General features: G+C 71.1%; 15 protein-coding genes and 1 pseudogene. 2 read left to right on the top strand and 14 right to left on the bottom strand.

The window, feature by feature from the left end:
• Positions 1 to 46: 46 nt before the first annotated feature.
• Positions 47 to 289, bottom strand: a pseudogene (locus ACL06G_RS12275) (ATP-binding cassette domain-containing protein); the annotation flags it as partial.
• Between ACL06G_RS12275 and ACL06G_RS12270 the strand changes: the two are divergent.
• Complete coding sequence (locus tag ACL06G_RS12270; protein ID WP_412835878.1) at positions 288 to 1502, top strand: GDSL-type esterase/lipase family protein; 1215 nt, start codon at positions 288 to 290, stop codon at positions 1500 to 1502. The pseudogene ACL06G_RS12275 and the gene ACL06G_RS12270 overlap by 2 nt on opposite strands.
• Positions 1503 to 1586: 84 nt before the next feature.
• Entirely contained in the window at positions 1587 to 2057 is a 471-nt protein-coding gene (locus ACL06G_RS12265) for a DIP1984 family protein (RefSeq protein ID WP_412786664.1), read from the top strand.
• 697 nt (positions 2058 to 2754) lie between these two features.
• Here ACL06G_RS12265 and ACL06G_RS12260 read toward each other — a convergent pair.
• The 13 genes from ACL06G_RS12260 to ACL06G_RS12200 form a co-directional block, all read right to left on the bottom strand.
• On the bottom strand, positions 2755 to 3486 hold the full coding sequence (locus ACL06G_RS12260; RefSeq protein ID WP_412786665.1) for an MBL fold metallo-hydrolase: 732 nt from the start codon (positions 3484 to 3486) through the stop codon (positions 2755 to 2757).
• Positions 3487 to 3618: 132 nt separating this feature from the next.
• Entirely contained in the window at positions 3619 to 5283 is a 1665-nt protein-coding gene (gene pgi / locus ACL06G_RS12255; RefSeq protein WP_412835877.1) for a glucose-6-phosphate isomerase, read from the bottom strand.
• Positions 5284 to 5458: 175 nt separating this feature from the next.
• Positions 5459 to 5746 (bottom strand): RNA polymerase-binding protein RbpA, encoded by a 288-nt coding sequence (locus ACL06G_RS12250; RefSeq protein ID WP_412786720.1) that lies wholly within the window; start codon positions 5744 to 5746, stop codon positions 5459 to 5461.
• Positions 5747 to 5974: 228 nt separating this feature from the next.
• Positions 5975 to 6214 (bottom strand): preprotein translocase subunit SecG, encoded by a 240-nt coding sequence (gene secG / locus ACL06G_RS12245; RefSeq protein WP_412786667.1) that lies wholly within the window; start codon positions 6212 to 6214, stop codon positions 5975 to 5977.
• A gap of 179 nt (positions 6215 to 6393) precedes the next feature.
• Positions 6394 to 7170 carry a triose-phosphate isomerase gene (gene tpiA, locus ACL06G_RS12240; RefSeq protein ID WP_412786668.1) on the bottom strand — a complete coding sequence of 259 codons (777 nt, stop codon included), beginning with the start codon at positions 7168 to 7170 and terminating at the stop codon, positions 6394 to 6396.
• 99 nt (positions 7171 to 7269) lie between these two features.
• The gene (locus ACL06G_RS12235) at positions 7270 to 8472 is read right to left on the bottom strand and encodes a phosphoglycerate kinase (protein WP_412786669.1); all 1203 of its coding nucleotides are present in this window, start codon (positions 8470 to 8472) and stop codon (positions 7270 to 7272) included.
• A 140-nt stretch (positions 8473 to 8612) separates the two neighbouring features.
• On the bottom strand, positions 8613 to 9617 hold the full coding sequence (gene gap / locus ACL06G_RS12230; RefSeq protein ID WP_412786670.1) for a type I glyceraldehyde-3-phosphate dehydrogenase: 1005 nt from the start codon (positions 9615 to 9617) through the stop codon (positions 8613 to 8615).
• A gap of 216 nt (positions 9618 to 9833) precedes the next feature.
• Positions 9834 to 10811 (bottom strand): DNA-binding protein WhiA, encoded by a 978-nt coding sequence (gene whiA, locus ACL06G_RS12225; protein ID WP_412786671.1) that lies wholly within the window; start codon positions 10809 to 10811, stop codon positions 9834 to 9836.
• Positions 10802 to 11824, bottom strand: coding sequence for a gluconeogenesis factor YvcK family protein (locus ACL06G_RS12220; protein ID WP_412786672.1), 1023 nt, complete (start codon positions 11822 to 11824; stop codon positions 10802 to 10804). Before ACL06G_RS12220 ends, whiA begins: the two co-directional genes overlap by 10 nt.
• Positions 11824 to 12759, bottom strand: a complete 936-nt coding sequence (gene rapZ, locus ACL06G_RS12215) for an RNase adapter RapZ (protein WP_412786673.1) — start codon at positions 12757 to 12759, stop codon at positions 11824 to 11826. The genes ACL06G_RS12220 and rapZ overlap by 1 nt, the downstream gene beginning before the upstream one ends.
• Positions 12760 to 12813: 54 nt before the next feature.
• Positions 12814 to 14781 (bottom strand): excinuclease ABC subunit UvrC, encoded by a 1968-nt coding sequence (uvrC, locus tag ACL06G_RS12210; protein WP_412835876.1) that lies wholly within the window; start codon positions 14779 to 14781, stop codon positions 12814 to 12816.
• A gap of 224 nt (positions 14782 to 15005) precedes the next feature.
• Positions 15006 to 15326: a DMT family transporter gene (locus ACL06G_RS12205; RefSeq protein ID WP_412786675.1), complete on the bottom strand. Its 321-nt coding sequence runs from the start codon at positions 15324 to 15326 to the stop codon at positions 15006 to 15008.
• A gap of 303 nt (positions 15327 to 15629) precedes the next feature.
• On the bottom strand, positions 15630 to 16286 hold the full coding sequence (locus ACL06G_RS12200) for an MBL fold metallo-hydrolase (protein ID WP_412786676.1): 657 nt from the start codon (positions 16284 to 16286) through the stop codon (positions 15630 to 15632).
• Positions 16287 to 16342: the final 56 nt, after the last annotated feature.

Below are 16342 nucleotides of genomic sequence, written 5' to 3'. Positions count from 1 at the left end.
CCCGGTCGCAGATCTGCTGCACCTCGCCGAGCAGGTGGCTGGAGAGCAGCACCGTGCAGTCGGAGGCGCCCAGGGTGCGGATGAGCGCCCGCATGTCCGCCATGCCGCCCGGGTCCAGCCCGTTGGTGGGCTCGTCGAGGATCAGCAGACGGGGATCCTTCAGCAGAGCGGCCGCGACACCGAGACGCTGCTTCATCCCGAGGGAGTAGGCGGCGCCCCCGGTCGGGATGCCGGGCACCGGAGGAAAAGCGCGTGCGGATCCGGCGACCCGCTGACAGGATCGGCGCATGACCACCCGGTACGACCGCACCTCGGCCCGCACCGCGGGGGCACCCGGCATCACCACTCCCGTCACGGAGACGCTGCTGCGGGGTGCACTCGAAGTGGAACACACCGAGCACGGTGTGCTGCCGCACCGGCTCCCGGCGCGGGCCCGGGCACAATGCACCGACGGGCAGTTGGCGCTGGCCGAGGCGCAGCCGTCCGGGGTCCGGCTGGCCCTCCGCACCCGGGCCACCGTCGTCGAGCTGGACACGCTGCCGACGAAGACGGCCTACCGGGGTGCCCCGCCCCGGCCGGACGGGGTCTACGACCTCCGTGTCGACGGTGTCCTGACGGACCGGGGTTCCGTGTCCGGAGGCAACACCCTGACGATCGACATGGCGACAGGTTCGGCCGGGACGCGCCCCGGCCCCGTCGGCACGCTCCGGTTCGCCGACCTGCCGGACCGGGAGAAGGACCTGGAGATCTGGCTGCCGCACAACGAGACGACACAGCTCGTCGCCCTGCGCTCCGACGCTCCGGTCGAACCGGCGCCGCAGGACGGCCGGCGCGTGTGGCTGCACCACGGCAGTTCCATCAGCCAGGGGTCCGACGCCGCCTCGCCCAGCACGACCTGGCCCGCTCTGGCGGCCTGCTCGGCAGGGGTCGACCTGGTGAATCTGGGCCTGGGCGGGAGCGCTCTGCTCGACGGATTCACCGCCCGCGCGCTGCGCGACACCCCTGCCGACCTGGTCAGCATCAAGATCGGCATCAATCTGGTCAACACCGACGCGATGCGGTTGCGGGCCTTCACCTCCGCGGTCCATGCCTTCCTCGACACTGTCCGGGAGGGGCACCCGGACACGCCGCTGCTGGTGATCTCGCCGCTGCTGTGCCCGCTCCACGAGGACACCCCGGGGCCCACCGCCCCGGATCTGAGCGCACTCGGTTCCGGACGGCTCCGGTTCCGGGCCGCGGGCGACCCGGCGGAACGCGCCTCCGGAAGACTGACGCTGGCAACCGTGCGCGAGGAACTGGCGCGGATCGTGCAGCAGCGGTCGGCCGACGATCGCCACCTGCATCATCTCGACGGCCGCGCGCTCTACGGCGAGGCGGACTTCGCGGAACTGCCGCTGCCCGACGGCCTCCACCCGGACGCCGCCACCCACCGGCGCGTCGGAGAACGCTTCGCCGAACGGACCTTCGGCACCGGCGGCCCCTTCGGCGGCGGGGCGGAGTGAGGTGCGGCGGTCGGGAGAGGTCGAACGACGGCCGGACCGGCACGAGCACGTGCTGAACGAGGACAACCGCACCGGAGGTGGGAGATGAAGCTGGCCGAGGGTCTGGCGTGGAGAGCCGACGCGACACGGCGCGTGGAGCAGCTCCGCGCACGCATCGTGAGCGCAGCCCGGTACCAGGAGGGTGAAGAACCGGCGGAGGACGCGGCCCGGCTGCTCGACGGGACCCACGAGGTGCTCGACGAGTTGGAGATGCTCATTCGGCGGATCAACCGCACGAACGCCACGGTGGACATGGGCGATGACGGGACCCTCACGGATGCACTCGCACGCCGGGACGTGCTGCGGCTCCGTCACTCGTTGGTCTCCGCAGCGGCGGACGCGGCCGCCGGGAAGGGCGAGCGCGGCATTGCACGCCAGATGCGTTCGGAACTGACGATGCTGGCCGCTCTTCCGGTAGCGGAGCTGCGGGCCCGGGCCGACGAACTCGCCAGAGACATCAGGGAACTGGACATGCGGATCCAACGGACGAATTGGGAGGTCGATCTGCTGGAATGACTCACCGAGCCGAGTGCAGCAGGTAGCTGTTCCGGAGGCGTGCACACACCGAGGGTCGGCGGTCTTCCGGCTCACTCCTGGCGTGCGGAGAGCAGCGCGGGGGTTCGACTCCCCTCGTCACACTGCAGCTCAGCACCGCGCACAGGTGACCGTGCACACCGCACAGCACATCACCACGTGCAGATCCGGAACGGCGAGGGCGGGTTCGGGGCTTCGCACTCGGCTTCCCGGTCGGTCTCCGGCACCGCACCGCGCCTCCGCATTGCCCGGGCCTGGCATGACGGCCGCCTCCCGCCGAGCGTACCGGGCCGCACGGCACGGAGAAACGCAGACGAAGGGATGCGTGAGGGCAGGGGTCGGCGGCGGAGCGGGACTGTTCTCGGTGGTGTGGGGGCTGGGAGCCGGCAGCTTCGGCTGGGTGATCGCCACGAATTTCCGTGGAGCCGCGGACCGTTCGCACCGGCTGTTCCGGCAGTCCCTACCGCTCGGCAGAGGCGGGCCGATACCGATGAGCGTCGGCTTTCAACGGGCCGTCGCCAGGGTGTTCGCCATCGCCGGGCCGATCGCTCTGATCGTGGGGATACTCGGTATGGCGAAGGGAGCCTCGCCCTCGGGCGATGTCGTCGAGGAGAGAGCCGGGGCTCACGCGGAATCGAACCGTGCACGACCGTGCGCAGCACGCTGAACAGCATGCGCGTCACAGGGTGAGCACCATTCCCTCGTCCGCAGTCAGGATCTCCCCGCTGCAGACGACACCGGCCTCCGCAACGGACTGCCCACGGTCGGCCCCGGGCCAGAAGTGCGTCAGCATCAGGCGCGCCGCTCCTGCGCACGCGGCCCACCGGCCGGCCTGAGTGGCGCTGAGGAGGTAGGGGTCGGCGGCCGCACCCTGCAGTGTTGCTCCGGCGATCAGCAGATCCGCCCCAGCCGCCAGTTCGCCGAGCACGTGGTCGGCGCCGGCGTCGCCCGTGTACGCCACGCTCAGATCGGGGCCCGTCAAGCGCACTCCCGCGTGTGGCACGTGGTGCGGAAGGAACCGTCCGTCCAGAAGAAAGGGTCCGACCTGGTAACGGCCGGGCAGCGGGCGCGCATCGAAGACCCCGTGCAGGTCCTCGGTCGGCTCCATCGCCTGCACTCTTCCGAGCACTCCCGCAGGGCAGTACAGCGGCACACGGTCCCGCCGCCCGCCGCCGTGGAGCAACGCTCGGCACAGGGCGCTGAGATCCGCACAGTGATCCGGGTGCTCGTGGGTGATGACGACGGCATCGAGCTCGCTCGCCGTACATCGCGCCAGGAGCCGGGGCAGCGTCGCATAGCCGAGGTCCATGACCAGGCGAAAACCTTGGGTCTCCAGCAGGAAACCGCTGGCTGCCCGGCCCGCCTCCGGCCAAGCGCCACATGTTCCCAGCACACTCAGGGAGTTGCACATCGACGCATGCTCCCACGAGGGAATGCGTTCCGAAGCGGTGAACGATGGCCCTCGCACGGGTGCAGTCCGTTCGCCTGCCGGGTCGGGACCGTACGTTCAGCACAGACCCGGCAGTTCCGGGTACGCAGCGCTTTACCGTCCTCGGAGCGACCGGTAGCGGGCGACGAGGGACGCGGTGGACGCGTCGAGGCCCTCCACGGCGGCGCCTTCGGTCAGTGCGGGTTCGAGGCGCTTGGCGAGGACCTTGCCCAGTTCGACGCCCCACTGGTCGAAGCTGTCGATGTCCCAGATCGCGCCCTGGACGAAGACCTTGTGCTCGTAGAGGGCGATGAGCTGGCCCAGCACGGACGGGGTGAGCTCGGAGGCCAGGATCGTCGTCGTGGGCCGGTTCCCGCGGAACACGCGGTGCGGGACCTGCGCCTCGGGCACGCCCTCCGCACGGACCTCCTCCTCGGTCTTGCCGAGGGCGAGGGCCTGGCCCTGGGCGAAGAGATTGGCCATCAGCAGGTCGTGCTGGGCGGCGAGTTCCCCCAGTTCGGGGACGGGACGAGCGAAGCCGATCAGATCGGCCGGCACCAGTCGGGTTCCCTGGTGCAGCAGTTGGAAGTAGGCGTGCTGCCCGTTGGTGCCGGGCGTGCCCCACACCACGGGTCCGGTCTGCCAGTCCACCGGACGTCCGGAGCGGTCGACGGACTTGCCATTGGACTCCATGTCCAACTGCTGCAGGTAGGCAGTGAACTTCGACAGGTAGTGGGAGTAGGGCAGGACCGCGTGCGACTGGGCGTCGAAGAAGCCTCCGTACCAGATCCCGAGCAGGCCGAGCAGCAGCGGCACGTTCTCCTCGGGGGGTGCCGTGCGGAAGTGCTCGTCGACCAGGCGGAAGCCGTCGAGCATCTCACGGAACCGGTCCGGGCCGATCGCGATCATCAGTGACAGGCCGATGGCCGAGTCGTAGCTGTACCGGCCGCCGACCCAGTTCCAGAACTCGAACATGTGGGTGGTGTCGATGCCGAACTCGGCAACCTTCTCCGAGTTCGTCGACAGCGCGACGAAGTGCATGGCGACGGCGGTGTGGTCGGCGCCGGGGCTGTCGAGCAGCCATCGCTTCGCGGCGTGCGCGTTGGTGAGGGTCTCGACCGTGGTGAAGGTCTTGGAGGCGACGACGAACAGTGTCGTCGCCGGGTCCAGGTCGCGCAGCGCCTCGTGCAGGTCGGCGCCGTCCACGTTGGAGACGAAGCGCACGTCGAGGTCGCGGCGGGTGTAGGCGCGCAGCGCCTCGTAGGCCATGGCGGGGCCGAGGTCGGACCCGCCGATGCCGATGTTGACGATCGTGCGGATCGGCAGGCCGGTGTGGCCGACCCATTTGCCGTCGCGCACGGCCTCGGCGAAGGAGCTCATGCGGTCGAGGACTGCGTGCACCTTCGGCACGACGTTCTCGCCGTCGGCCTCGACCACCGCGTCGCGAGGGGCACGCAGTGCGGTGTGCAGGACGGCGCGGTCCTCCGTGATGTTGATGTGCTCGCCGCGGAACATCGCGTCCCGCAGGCCGGCGACGTCGGCCGCCGCGGCCAGTGCGCGCAGCAGCCGCAGCGTCTCGTCGGTGACCAGCTGCTTCGAGAAGTCCACGTGGAGGTCTCCCACGCGGGCCGCGTACCGCTCGGCGCGTTCCGGGTCCTGGGCGAACAGGTCGCGGAGGTGCGTGTCACCGAACTGCTCGCGGTGTGCGGCCAATGCCTGCCACTCGGGCATCCGGTCGAGCCGGGTGCGCGGCGCCGCGCCGTCTCCATGTGTCTGCACAGTCAGCCCATTCGTTCTCGTCGGTTGCCCACGCCACGACCAACCTACGGGATCGGTGTCCCCGCCGCGCAGCCGACAGGGGCGCGTGGCGGGGAGGTGACACGGTGTTCATCCGACGGACGGGCGGTGTCCGGCTTCCGTTCCGGGCGGGAGCGCAGGGACCCGCCCGACCTGCTCAGACCTCGCCGCGCAGCTTGGCGAGCGCCTCGGCGAGGATCGCCTCGCCGTCGGCGTCGCTGCGGCGTTCCCGCACGTAGGCGAGGTGCGTCTTGTAGGGCTCGGTGCGCGGCGGGTCCGGTGGGCTCTCCCGGTCCTTGCCGGCGGGGAAACCGCAGCGGGGGCAGTCCCAGGTCTCCGGGACGTCCGCATCCCCGGCGAAGCTCGGCTGCGTCTCGTGCCCGTTCGAGCACCAGAAGGAGATGCGGAGCCGCGGCGCGGACTCGCCCCGTTCGGCTTCTCCCATCGGCCCCGCCCCGACCCGGCTGCCCCGGATCGCGTTGCCACTTGCCACGGTCGTACTCCCTGCCTCACGGTGCCGCGGAACGTGGAGGTGTCGCTCCGCCGCGGGCGCCCTGGTTGTCACGTAGCACCAACGCGCTTCCGACGGCCGGGCGGGACGACCGCACCGGCCGCGGTCGCGGAGCCACATGATAGGCAGGAGGGGCGGCCCGTTGTCAGCAGTGCGCCACGGTCAGCTGTTGCCGAACTTCATGAGCAGGCCGAGCACCACGACGATGCCGAACCAGGCGAGGCCCACGACGACGGTGATGCGGTCCAGGTTGCGCTCGGCGACCGAGGACCCTCCGACGGAGGACTGCATGCCGCCGCCGAACATGTCGGAGAGGCCGCCGCCCTTCCCCTTGTGCATCAGCACCAGCAGCATCAGCAGCAGGCTGAAGACGATGAGGGCGATAGAGAACCCCAAGACCACGGCTGGACCAACTCTCTCGGACGGTGAGCGGAAGATTCCTGACTGTTGCGGGGGCCGGGTTGTCACCTTCCCAGTCCCCCGACAGGGTACGACGAGCGGTCACCGTTCGTCACTCGTACCCCGGCACCCCGGGGCGGCACCACGGAGAGTCACCACGGTGCCACCCGCGGGACGCTCGGTCACTGGTCGCGGAAACGCACGATCCGGACGAACTCGTCCGCGTCCAGGGCCGCGCCGCCCACGAGGGCGCCGTCGACGTCGGGCTGCGCCATGATCGCCGCCACGTTGCCGGACTTCACGGAGCCGCCGTACTGGATGCGGACCTTGTCGGCGACGCCCTGGTCGTACAGCTCGGCGAGCCGGACGCGGAGCGCGTGGCAGACCTCCTGCGCGTCCTCGGGGGTGGCGACCTCGCCCGTGCCGATGGCCCACACCGGCTCGTAGGCGACGACGAGGGTCTCGGCCTGCTCGGCGGGGACGCCGTCGAGCGCCCCGTCGAGCTGCGCCAGGGTGTGCGCCACCTGGTTGCCGGCCTTGCGGACCTCCAGCCCCTCGCCGACGCACAGGATCGGCGTCAGACCGTGCTTGTAGGCGGCCTTGACCTTGGCGTTGCAGACGGCCTCGTCCTCGCCGTGGTACTGCCGCCGCTCGGAGTGCCCGACGGCGACATAGGTGCACTTCAGCTTGGCCAGCATCGGGGCGGACACCTCGCCGGTGTACGCGCCGGAGTCGTGCGCCGAGACGTCCTGGGCGCCGTACCCGATGCGCAGCTTGTCCCCGTCGACCAGGGTCTGCACCGAACGCAGGTCGGTGAAGGGCGCGAGGACGGCGACCTCGACGGCGTCGTAGTCCTTGTCGGCGAGGGCGAAGGCGAGCTTCTGGACGTGGGCGATGGCCTCGAGGTGGTTGAGGTTCATCTTCCAGTTGCCCGCCATCAGGGGCGTGCGGGTGCTCATACGTGCTGTCCTTTGTTCGCTGCTCCGCCCGTGCGGCGGGGGAGCGCGGGATTCGTGGTGGTCCGCCGGCGGGCGGCTTCGCGCGTGTCGCGCGGGGCCTCAGTCCTCCAGCGCGTCGAGGCCGGGCAGGGTCTTGCCCTCGAGGTATTCGAGGCTGGCGCCGCCTCCGGTCGAGATGTGTCCGAAGGCGTTCTCGTCGAAGCCCAGCTGCCGTACCGCTGCGGCGCTGTCGCCTCCGCCGACGACGGTGAAGGCCGGGCTGTCCAGGAGCCCCTGCGCCACCGCGCGGGTGCCTTCGGCGAAGTCGGGGTGCTCGAAGACGCCCATCGGGCCGTTCCAGAAGACCGTGGCCGCGTCCGCCAGCTTCGCGGCGTACAGCTTCCGGCTCTCCGGGCCGATGTCCAGTCCCTGCAGGTCTGCCGGGATGGCGTCGGCGGGCAACGCGACGGGGTCGACGGGTGCCTTGGCCCGAAGGTCCGGGAAGCCGGCCGAGGCCAGTACGTCCACGGGGAGCACGAACTCCACGCCGCGCTCCGCGGCCCGCTCGAGGTAGTCCTTCACGGCCGGGATCTGGTCCTCCTGGAGCAGCGAACCGCCCACCTCGTGGCCCTGGGCCTTGAGGAAGGTGTACGCCATGCCGCCGCCGATCAGGATGCGGTCGGCCTTCTCCAGCAGGTGCTCGATGACGCCGAGCTTGTCCGAGACCTTCGCTCCGCCGAGAACGACCGCGTACGGGCGGCGGACGTCGTCGGTGAGCTTACGCAGCACGCCGACCTCGGTGGCGATGAGGCCGCCGGCGGCGTGCGGGAGGCGGGCGGGAAGGTCGTACACCGAGGCGTGCCTGCGGTGGACCGCCCCGAAGCCGTCACCGACGTAGAGGTCGGCGAGGGAGGCGAGTTCGTCGGCGAACGCGCCGCGCTCGGCGTCGTCCTTGCTGGTCTCCCCCGCGTTGAAGCGGAGGTTCTCCAGCAGTGCCACGTCGCCGTCGGCGAGGGAGGCGACGGCCGCCCGGGCCTCGTCCCCGACCGTGTCGGCCGCGAAGGCGACGTCCTTGCCGAGCAGCTCCCCGAGCCGAGCTGCCACCGGCGCGAGGGAGAACTGCGGGTCGGGCGCCCCCTTCGGGCGTCCCAGATGGGAGGCGACGACCACGCGTGCCCCGGCGTCGGCCAGCCGGCGGATCGTGGGGACGGCGGCCCGGATACGGCCGTCGTCGCTGATGGTGCTCCCGTCGAGCGGAACGTTCAGGTCGGCGCGGACGAAGACCCGCTTCCCCGCCGGCTGAAGATCGTCGAGCGTCTTCATCGTTCGTTGGACTCCTCGTGCCGGGCCGCCGCGGCGGCCCGCGTCGTACGCGCCGGGGCCCGCGGAGCGGTTTCTGGTGCTCCGCGAGCCCCGGCCCTGTCACATTCCGGTGCGCTGCTCCGTGGGAGAGCCGCCGTCGGTCAGAGCTTGCCGCCGACGAAGACCGTGAGGTCCACGAGGCGGTTGGAGTAGCCCCACTCGTTGTCGTACCAGCCGACGATCTTCACCTGCTTGCCCTGCACCATCGTCAGCGACGAGTCGAAGGTGCAGGACGCGGGCCAGTTGACGATGTCGGAGGAGACGATCGGGTCCTCGGTGTACTCGAGGATGTTCTTCAGCTGCCCCTCGGCGGCCTTCTGGAAGGCGTCGTTGACCTCGTCCCGGGTGACCTCGCGGTCGAGTTCGATGACCAGGTCGGTGACGGAGCCGGTGGGGACCGGGACGCGCATCGCGATGCCGTCGAGCTTGCCCTTCAGGTGCGGCAGGACCAGGGCGGTGGCCTTCGCGGCGCCCGTCGAGGTCGGGATGATGTTCTCCGCCGCCGCCCGCGCCCGGCGCAGGTCCTTGTGCGGGAAGTCCAGGATGCGCTGGTCGTTGGTGTAGGCGTGGACGGTCGTCATCATGCCCTTGACGATGCCGAAGTTCTCATCGACGACCTTCGCCATCGGGGCCACGCAGTTGGTGGTGCAGGAGGCATTGGAGATGACGTCGTGGCGGGCGGGGTCGTAGTCGTCCTGGTTGACGCCCATGACCACCGTGATGTCCTCCTCCTTGGCCGGAGCCGAGATGAGGACCTTCTTCGCGCCGGCGGCGAGGTGCTTGGCGGCGTCCTCGCGCTTGGTGAAGATGCCGGTGGACTCGATGACGATGTCGGCGCCGAGCTCGCCCCAGGGCAGCCGGGCCGGGTCGCGCTCCGCCATCGTGCGGAAGGTTTGGTCGCCCACCGTGATGGTGTCGTCGGTGTGGCTGACGGGCTGCTGCAGGCGGCCGAGGATGCTGTCGTACTTCAGCAGGTGCACCAGGGTCGCGTTGTCGGTCAGGTCGTTGACGCCGACGACTTCGACGTCCGCTCCCTGCTCAAGGAGTGCGCGGAAGTAGTTGCGACCGATGCGGCCAAAGCCGTTGATTCCTACGCGGATCGTCACGAACCGATCTCCTCGTTGGTACGCCGGCACGAGCACCGGCGATGATGTGTGGGACGTCCCCGACCACTGCCGACCCTACCGCGCACCCGGGGCACGGGGCGTAGGGACGGGACGGTGCGTCTCACTCCGCAAGACCGCCGGAACCGCGCCGAACGCCCGGCACCGGGCAGCGCGACCGCCCGACCGGGGCCGGACGGTGCGGACGCACGGGCGGCGTCAGACCGCCATCTCCTCCGTGAGGTTGGACTCGGTTCCGGGGATGCCCAGGTCGGAGGCGCGCTTGTCCGCCATCGCGAGCAGCCGCCGGATGCGCCCCGCCACGGCGTCCTTGGTCAGAGGCGGGTCCGCGAGCGCGCCGAGTTCCTCCAGCGACGCCTGCTTGTGCTCCATCCGCAGTGCGCCCGCCGCCGCCAGGTGCTCGGGGACGTCCTCGCCGAGGATCTCCAGCGCACGCTGCACCCGGGCCCCGGCGGCCACCGCGGCGCGCGCGGAACGCCGCAGGTTCGCGTCGTCGAAGTTCGCGAGCCGGTTGGCCGTCGCCCGGACCTCCCGCCGCATGCGGCGCTCCTCCCAGGCCAGCACGGCCTCGTGTGCGCCGAGCCGGGTGAGGAGCGCGCCGATCGCGTCGCCGTCGCGGACCACGACCCGGTCCACGCCGCGGACCTCCCGGGCCTTCGCGGGGATCTGGAGCCGCCGGGCGGCACCGACCAGGGCCAGCGCCGCCTCCGGGCCCGGGCAGGTGACCTCCAGCGAGGAGGACCGGCCGGGCTCGGTGAGCGACCCGTGGGCGAGGAACGCGCCCCGCCAGGCGGCCTCCGCGTCACAGGTGGCCCCCGAGACCACCTGCGGCGGCAGGCCGCGGATCGGGCGGCCGCGGCTGTCGACCAGCCCGGTCTGCCGCGCGAGCTGGTCGCCGCCGGAGACGACGCGCACCACGTAGCGGGACCCGCGGCGGAGCCCGCCGGGAGCCATGACCACCAGGTCGGAGGCGTGTCCGAAGATCTCCAGGATGTCCTTGCGGAGGCGCCGGGCCGCGATGCCCGTGTCCAGCTCCGCCTCGATCACGATGCGCCCGCTCACCAGATGGAGCCCGCCCGCGAACCGAAGGATCGACGAGACCTCCGACTTCCGGCAGCAGGTCCGGGTGACGGGGAGCCGGGAGATTTCGTCCTTCACCGCTGCCGTCATCGCCATGGGCCGATCCTTCCATGCATCCGAAAAATACGGTCGTACGCGGCCGCCAGCCGCTCCGGGTCGTGCCGGGCGGAGTCCCCGGCGGCTGCCACCGGCGCCAGTTCGACCGCTGCCCCGAGCTGCTCCGCGGCTTCCCGCAGGGTCTGCTCGTCCGGCACGGCGTCCTGGTCGGCCAGCACCGCGTCAAAGGCGAGTTTAGGTGCGTGTCGTGCCAAAACCTCCAAATGACGCTGCGGGGAGAAACCTTCCGTCTCGCCCGGCTGGGGTGCCAGATTGAGTGACAGGACACGGCGCGCCCTGGTCTCCTGAAGCGCCTGGAGCAGTTCGGGCACCAGAAGGTGCGGGATCACCGAGGAGAACCAGGAGCCGGGACCGACCACGACCCAGTCCGCGTCCAGGACCGCTGCCAGCGCCTCCTCCACGGCCGGCGGGTCGGACGGCACCAGGTGGACCTGCTGCACCTCACCCGGGGTCAGCGCCACCGTGGCCTGGCCCCGGACGAGATCCACCGTGTCCGGGGCGGCGGGGTCGTGGCCCCGCACCGTCGCGGTGAGCTCCAGCGGCACCGCGGACATCGGCAGCACCCTGCCGTGCGCACCGAGCAGCTTGCCCACCAGGTCGAGTGCCTGCACGTGGTCGCCGAGCTGCTCCCACAGGGCCACGATGAGCAGGTTCCCCACGGCGTGCTCGTGCAGGTCGCCGCGGCTCTCGAAGCGGTGCTGGATGACCTCCGCCCAGGTGCGTCCCCAGTCGTCGTCCCCGCAGAGCGCCGCGAGAGCCTTCCGCAGATCGCCCGGCGGGAGCACGCCGAGCTCGTCGCGGAGGCGGCCGCTCGAACCGCCGTCGTCGGCGACGGTGACGACGGCGGTGAGGTCGCCCGTGATCCGCCGGAGCGCGGTGAGCGAGGCGGACAGGCCCATGCCACCCCCGAGCGCGACGACCTTGGGCTGCGTGCCCCGCCGGGCGACGTGACCGCCGACGAAGCGGCGGAGGCGGACGGTCCTACGCGGCATCACTCACGTCCCATGTCCCGGTGCACGACGACGGTCTCCACACCGTCGTGGGAGAGGCGTGCCGCCAGTCTCTCGGACATGGCGACCGACCGGTGCTTCCCACCGGTGCAGCCCACGGCGACGGTGACGTAGCGCTTGCCCTCCCGGCGGTAGCCCGCGGCGATGAGCTGGAGCAACTCGGCGTAGCGGTCGAGGAACTCCTTGGCGCCGGGCTGGTTGAAGACGTATCCGGAGACCTCCTCGTTCAGGCCGGTGTAGGGCCGCAGCTCCGGCACCCAGTGGGGGTTGGGGAGGAAGCGGCAGTCGACGACCAGGTCGGCGTCGACGGGCAGCCCGTACTTGTAGCCGAAGGACATGACCGTGGCCCGCAGCTCGGGCTCCTCCTCGCCGGCGAACCGGGCATCGAGCTTCGCGCGCAGCTCGTGCACGTTGAGGCTGGAGGTGTCGATCACCAGGTCGGCATCGCCCCGCAGCTCGCGCAGCAGGTCCCGTTCGGCGGAGATGCCGTCGACGATGCGGCCGTCGCCCTGGAGAGGGTGCGGGCGCCGCACGGATTCGAACCTGCGCACGAGGGCGTCGTCGGACGCCTCCAGGTAGACGGTGCGGCGGGTGACCTCCTTGGCGTCCAGCTCGGCCAGGGACTGCTTGAGGTTGTCGAAGAAGCGGCGGCCCCGCACGTCGACCACCACCGCGATGCGCGCCACGTTGCCCTGGGAGCGGGCCCCCAGGTCGACCATGGTGGGGATGAGCGCGGGAGGAAGGTTGTCGACGACGAACCAGCCGAGGTCCTCCAGGCACTTGGCAGCCGTGCTGCGGCCCGCCCCGGACATTCCCGAGATGATCACCAGTTCCGGCGTCGTGCCGTCCTCGGTCTCCGCCGCGGTGCCCGTGGCCACCTGTCCTCCGTCTCCGAGTGTCTCGTGCGTTGCTTCCATGCTCGCCGTCCCCCGGCCTCGCCGTTCCGCGCGTCCGCCGGTGGCCCGGCGCCGTCAGCGGTTGTCGTGTTCCACGATCTCACCCGTGGCGGTGTTCACGGCGGCCCCGCCCGGCGCCGCCCCGGCCAGGGACGCCACGACGGTCTCGGCGGTCCTGCGCCCGACACCGGGCACCTCGCAGATCTGCTCCACGGTGGCGGCGCGCAGCCGCTTCACCGAGCCGAAGTGCTTGATCAGCGCCTGCTTGCGGGTCTCCCCCAGGCCCGGCACGCCGTCCAGCGGGCTCGCCCTCAGCGCCTTCGAGCGTTTGCTGCGCTGGTAGGTGAGGGCGAAGCGGTGGGCCTCGTCGCGCACTCGCTGCAGCAGATACAGACCTTCACTCGTCCGGGGGAGCACAACCGGGTCGTCGTCGTCCGGCAGCCACACCTCCTCGAGCCGTTTCGCCAGGCCGCAGACCGCCACGTCGTCGATGCCCAGCTCGTCCAGGGCGCGGCGGGCGGCAGCGACCTGCGGGGCACCGCCGTCGACCACCAGGAGCTGCGGCGGGTAGGCGAACCGCTTCGGACGGCCGTCCTCGTCGCGGTGCTCGTCCTCCTCGCCCTCCGGCCATTCGCCGGTGCGCTGCCGTTCCTGGAGGTACCGCTTGAAGCGGCGGCCGACCACCTCGTGCATGGCCCGTACGTCGTCCTGTCCGGCGAACGACTTGATCTGGAACCGCCGGTATTCGCCCTTGCGGGCGAGTCCGTCCTCGAAGACGACCATGGAGGCCACGACGTCGTCGCCCTGGAGGTGGGAGACGTCGAAACATTCGATCCGCAGCGGAGCGGAGTCGAGCTCCAGCGCCTCCGCGATCTCCTCCAGGGCCCGGGAGCGCGTCGTCAGGTCGGACGCGCGCTTCGTCTTGTGCAGGGCGAGGGCCTGCTGGGCGTTGCGCTGCACGGTCTCCATCAGGGCCCGCTTGTCGCCGCGCTGCGGCACCCGGAGGTTCACCGCGGCACCGCGGTGGCCGGACAGCCACTGCGCTATCGGCTCCACCGGGTCGGGGAGCTCCGGGACGAGCACCTCCTTGGGCACGGCGTCCCCGGTCTCCTCACCGTAGAGCTGTTGGAGGGCGTGCTCGACGAGTTCGGCGGTGCCGACCTCCTCGACCCGGTCGGTGACCCACCCGCGCTGTCCGCGCACTCTGCCGCCCCGGACGTGGAAGATCTGCACCGCCGCCTCGAGTTCGTCCTCGGCGAGCGCGACGAGGTCGGCGTCGGTGGCGTCGGTGAGGACGACGGCGTTCTTCTCCATCGCCTTGCGCAGCGCCCCGATGTCGTCGCGCAGGCGCGCGGCCCGCTCGTACTCCATCTCCTCGGCGGCCTGCTGCATCTCCTTCTCCAGGCGCCGGAGATGCGTTCCCGTCCTCCCGGCCATGAAGTCGCAGAACTCCTCGGCGAGTTCGCGGTGTTCCTCGGGCGTGACACGGCCGACGCAGGGAGCGGAACACTTCCCGATGTAGCCCAGCAGGCAGGGGCGTCCGATCTGCGCGCTGCGTTTGAACACACCGGCGGAGCAGGTGCGCACAGGGAAGACGCGCAGCAGCAGGTCGACGGTCTCCCGAATGGCCCAGGCATGGGCGTACGGGCCGAAGTAGCGCACGCCCTTCCTCTTGGGGCCGCGCATCACCTGGACCCGGGGGAACTCCTCGCCCAGAGTGACGGCGAGCGACGGATAGCTCTTGTCGTCCCGGTACTTGACGTTGAAACGGGGGTCGTACTCCTTGATCCAGGAGTACTCCAGCTGCAGCGCCTCCACTTCGGTCCCGACGACGGTCCACTCCACGGAGGAGGCTGTGGTGACCATCGTCCGCGTACGCGGGTGGAGGCCCGCGAGATCCTGGAAGTAGTTGGCGAGCCGGGAACGGAGACTCTTGGCCTTGCCGACGTAGATCACGCGACCGTGCGGGTCGCGGAAGCGGTAGACCCCCGGCGAGTCGGGGATCTGTCCCGGCTTGGGTCGATAGCTGGAGGGGTCGGCCATGTGTCACAGCCTAATGGTCGCCCGTGCGTGTCCGGACGTCATGAGTACTGGTCCGCTGCCTGCCGCTCCGCCAACAGCACTGGTGGCCGGTGCGGCACCTGAGTTCCGGGACTTCTCCGTGCTGATGCGGGAGCGTGACCCGCATGCGGCGGCCCCGGAGCGGCCGCAGGACTCGAGGACTCCACAGGCCTGTACTGCGGCCGGCGGTGGCGGGCTCGGGGCGGTCAGTGGCCCGAGGTGACCTTGAGGCCGACGATTGCCACCAGCAGCAGACCGATGAAGAAGATCCGTGCCGCGGTCGCGGGTTCGTCCAGTACGAGCATGCCGACGAGGGCTGCTCCGAGCGCACCGATGCCGACCCACACGCCGTAGGCAGTGCCGATCGGCAGGGTGCGGGTGGCCTGGGCCAGCAGCAGCATGCTGGCGGCGAAGCCGGCGACGGTGAGCACGCTGGGCCACAGCCGGGTGAAGCCCTCGGTGCAGGTGAGGCCGATCGCCCAGCCGACCTCGAGCAGTCCGGCGACGGTGAGCATGATCCAGGCCATGACGGGCACCTCCGTGTCGGGTGAGCGGGGGTGCGTCGTCTTTGCCTCGGCCGGTCACGTCGCTGGGGGGCCTGCGTGCGGGCGGCCGCCCGGTACGGCGCGTCTCGTCGGGCGTTGGTGCTGAAACTAGCAAACCGATGTGTCCGGTCGGCCGGTACTCCGGCCTACGGCGTCATCGCCCGGAGTGCCGGGGTGCAGTCGGTCGAGGTTTCGCCGGTGGACCCGCCGTTCGTCGTGCCGCTCCCCTCCGCGTCGACCTCCGCGTCGGGGTCGAACGTGGCGGTGCCTGGTGCGTCAGCACGGTCACCAGCCGCGCTCGCGCCACTCCGCGAGGTGCGGGCGTTCGGCTCCCAGCGTGGTGTCGGCGCCGTGCCCGGGATACACCCAGGTCTCGTCGGGCAGCCGGTCGAACAGCTTGGTCTCCACGTCGTGCAGCAGCTGTCCGAACGCCGCGGCGTCGCCGAAGGTGTTGCCGACGCCGCCGGGGAACAGGCAGTCGCCGGTGAAGAGGTGCGGATGACCGTGCGGGTCGTCGTGGACCAGCGCGACGGAGCCGGGGGTGTGCCCGGTGAGGTGGCGGACGGTGAGCTCCACCTCGCCGACCCTGACGGTGTCGCCGTCCGCCAGCGGTACGTCGGTGGGCACGGGGATGCCCTCGACGTCGAACCGTCCGGCGTAGGTACGGGCGCCGGTGGCGCGGACGACCTCTTCCAGGGCCTGCCAGTGGTCGCCGTGGCGGTGGGTGGTGACCACGGCGGTGATGCCGTCGTCGCCGATGAGCCGCAGCAGCGTGTCCGCCTCGTTGGCGGCATCGATCAGGAGCTGCTCGCCGGTGGCGCGGCAGCGCAGCAGGTACGCGTTGTTGTCCATCGGGCCGACGGCGACCTTGGAGATCATCAGATCGGCCAATTCGTGCACGTCGGCGGGACCGCCGACCTTCACCGCTCCGCTGTATGCCATGGCGCCAGCCTAGTGCCGCGCGGCGACGGTGCGGCAGACCCCGGCACGTCACGTGC

This window comes from Streptomyces callyspongiae, from assembly GCF_047200695.1.
Lineage (GTDB): Bacteria > Actinomycetota > Actinomycetes > Streptomycetales > Streptomycetaceae > Streptomyces.
The sequence above is the reverse complement of the archived record's forward strand: the minus strand, read 5'-3'. Positions and strand labels throughout refer to the sequence as shown.

Excerpts from the sequence above, each read along its gene's own strand:
- ACL06G_RS12270 (WP_412835878.1), top strand. The coding sequence starts at position 288 with ATGACCACCCGGTACGACCGCACCTCGGCCCGCACCGCGGGGGCACCC.
- ACL06G_RS12265 (WP_412786664.1), top strand. The coding sequence starts at position 1,587 with ATGAAGCTGGCCGAGGGTCTGGCGTGGAGAGCCGACGCGACACGGCGC.
- ACL06G_RS12260 (WP_412786665.1), bottom strand. The coding sequence starts at position 3,486 with ATGTGCAACTCCCTGAGTGTGCTGGGAACATGTGGCGCTTGGCCGGAG.
- ACL06G_RS12250 (WP_412786720.1), bottom strand. The coding sequence starts at position 5,746 with ATGGGAGAAGCCGAACGGGGCGAGTCCGCGCCGCGGCTCCGCATCTCC.
- tpiA (WP_412786668.1), bottom strand. The coding sequence starts at position 7,170 with ATGAGCACCCGCACGCCCCTGATGGCGGGCAACTGGAAGATGAACCTC.
- ACL06G_RS12235 (WP_412786669.1), bottom strand. The coding sequence starts at position 8,472 with ATGAAGACGCTCGACGATCTTCAGCCGGCGGGGAAGCGGGTCTTCGTC.
- whiA (WP_412786671.1), bottom strand. The coding sequence starts at position 10,811 with ATGGCGATGACGGCAGCGGTGAAGGACGAAATCTCCCGGCTCCCCGTC.
- ACL06G_RS12220 (WP_412786672.1), bottom strand. The coding sequence starts at position 11,824 with ATGCCGCGTAGGACCGTCCGCCTCCGCCGCTTCGTCGGCGGTCACGTC.
- rapZ (WP_412786673.1), bottom strand. The coding sequence starts at position 12,759 with ATGGAAGCAACGCACGAGACACTCGGAGACGGAGGACAGGTGGCCACG.
- uvrC (WP_412835876.1), bottom strand. The coding sequence starts at position 14,781 with ATGGCCGACCCCTCCAGCTATCGACCCAAGCCGGGACAGATCCCCGAC.
- ACL06G_RS12205 (WP_412786675.1), bottom strand. The coding sequence starts at position 15,326 with ATGGCCTGGATCATGCTCACCGTCGCCGGACTGCTCGAGGTCGGCTGG.
- ACL06G_RS12200 (WP_412786676.1), bottom strand. The coding sequence starts at position 16,286 with ATGGCATACAGCGGAGCGGTGAAGGTCGGCGGTCCCGCCGACGTGCAC.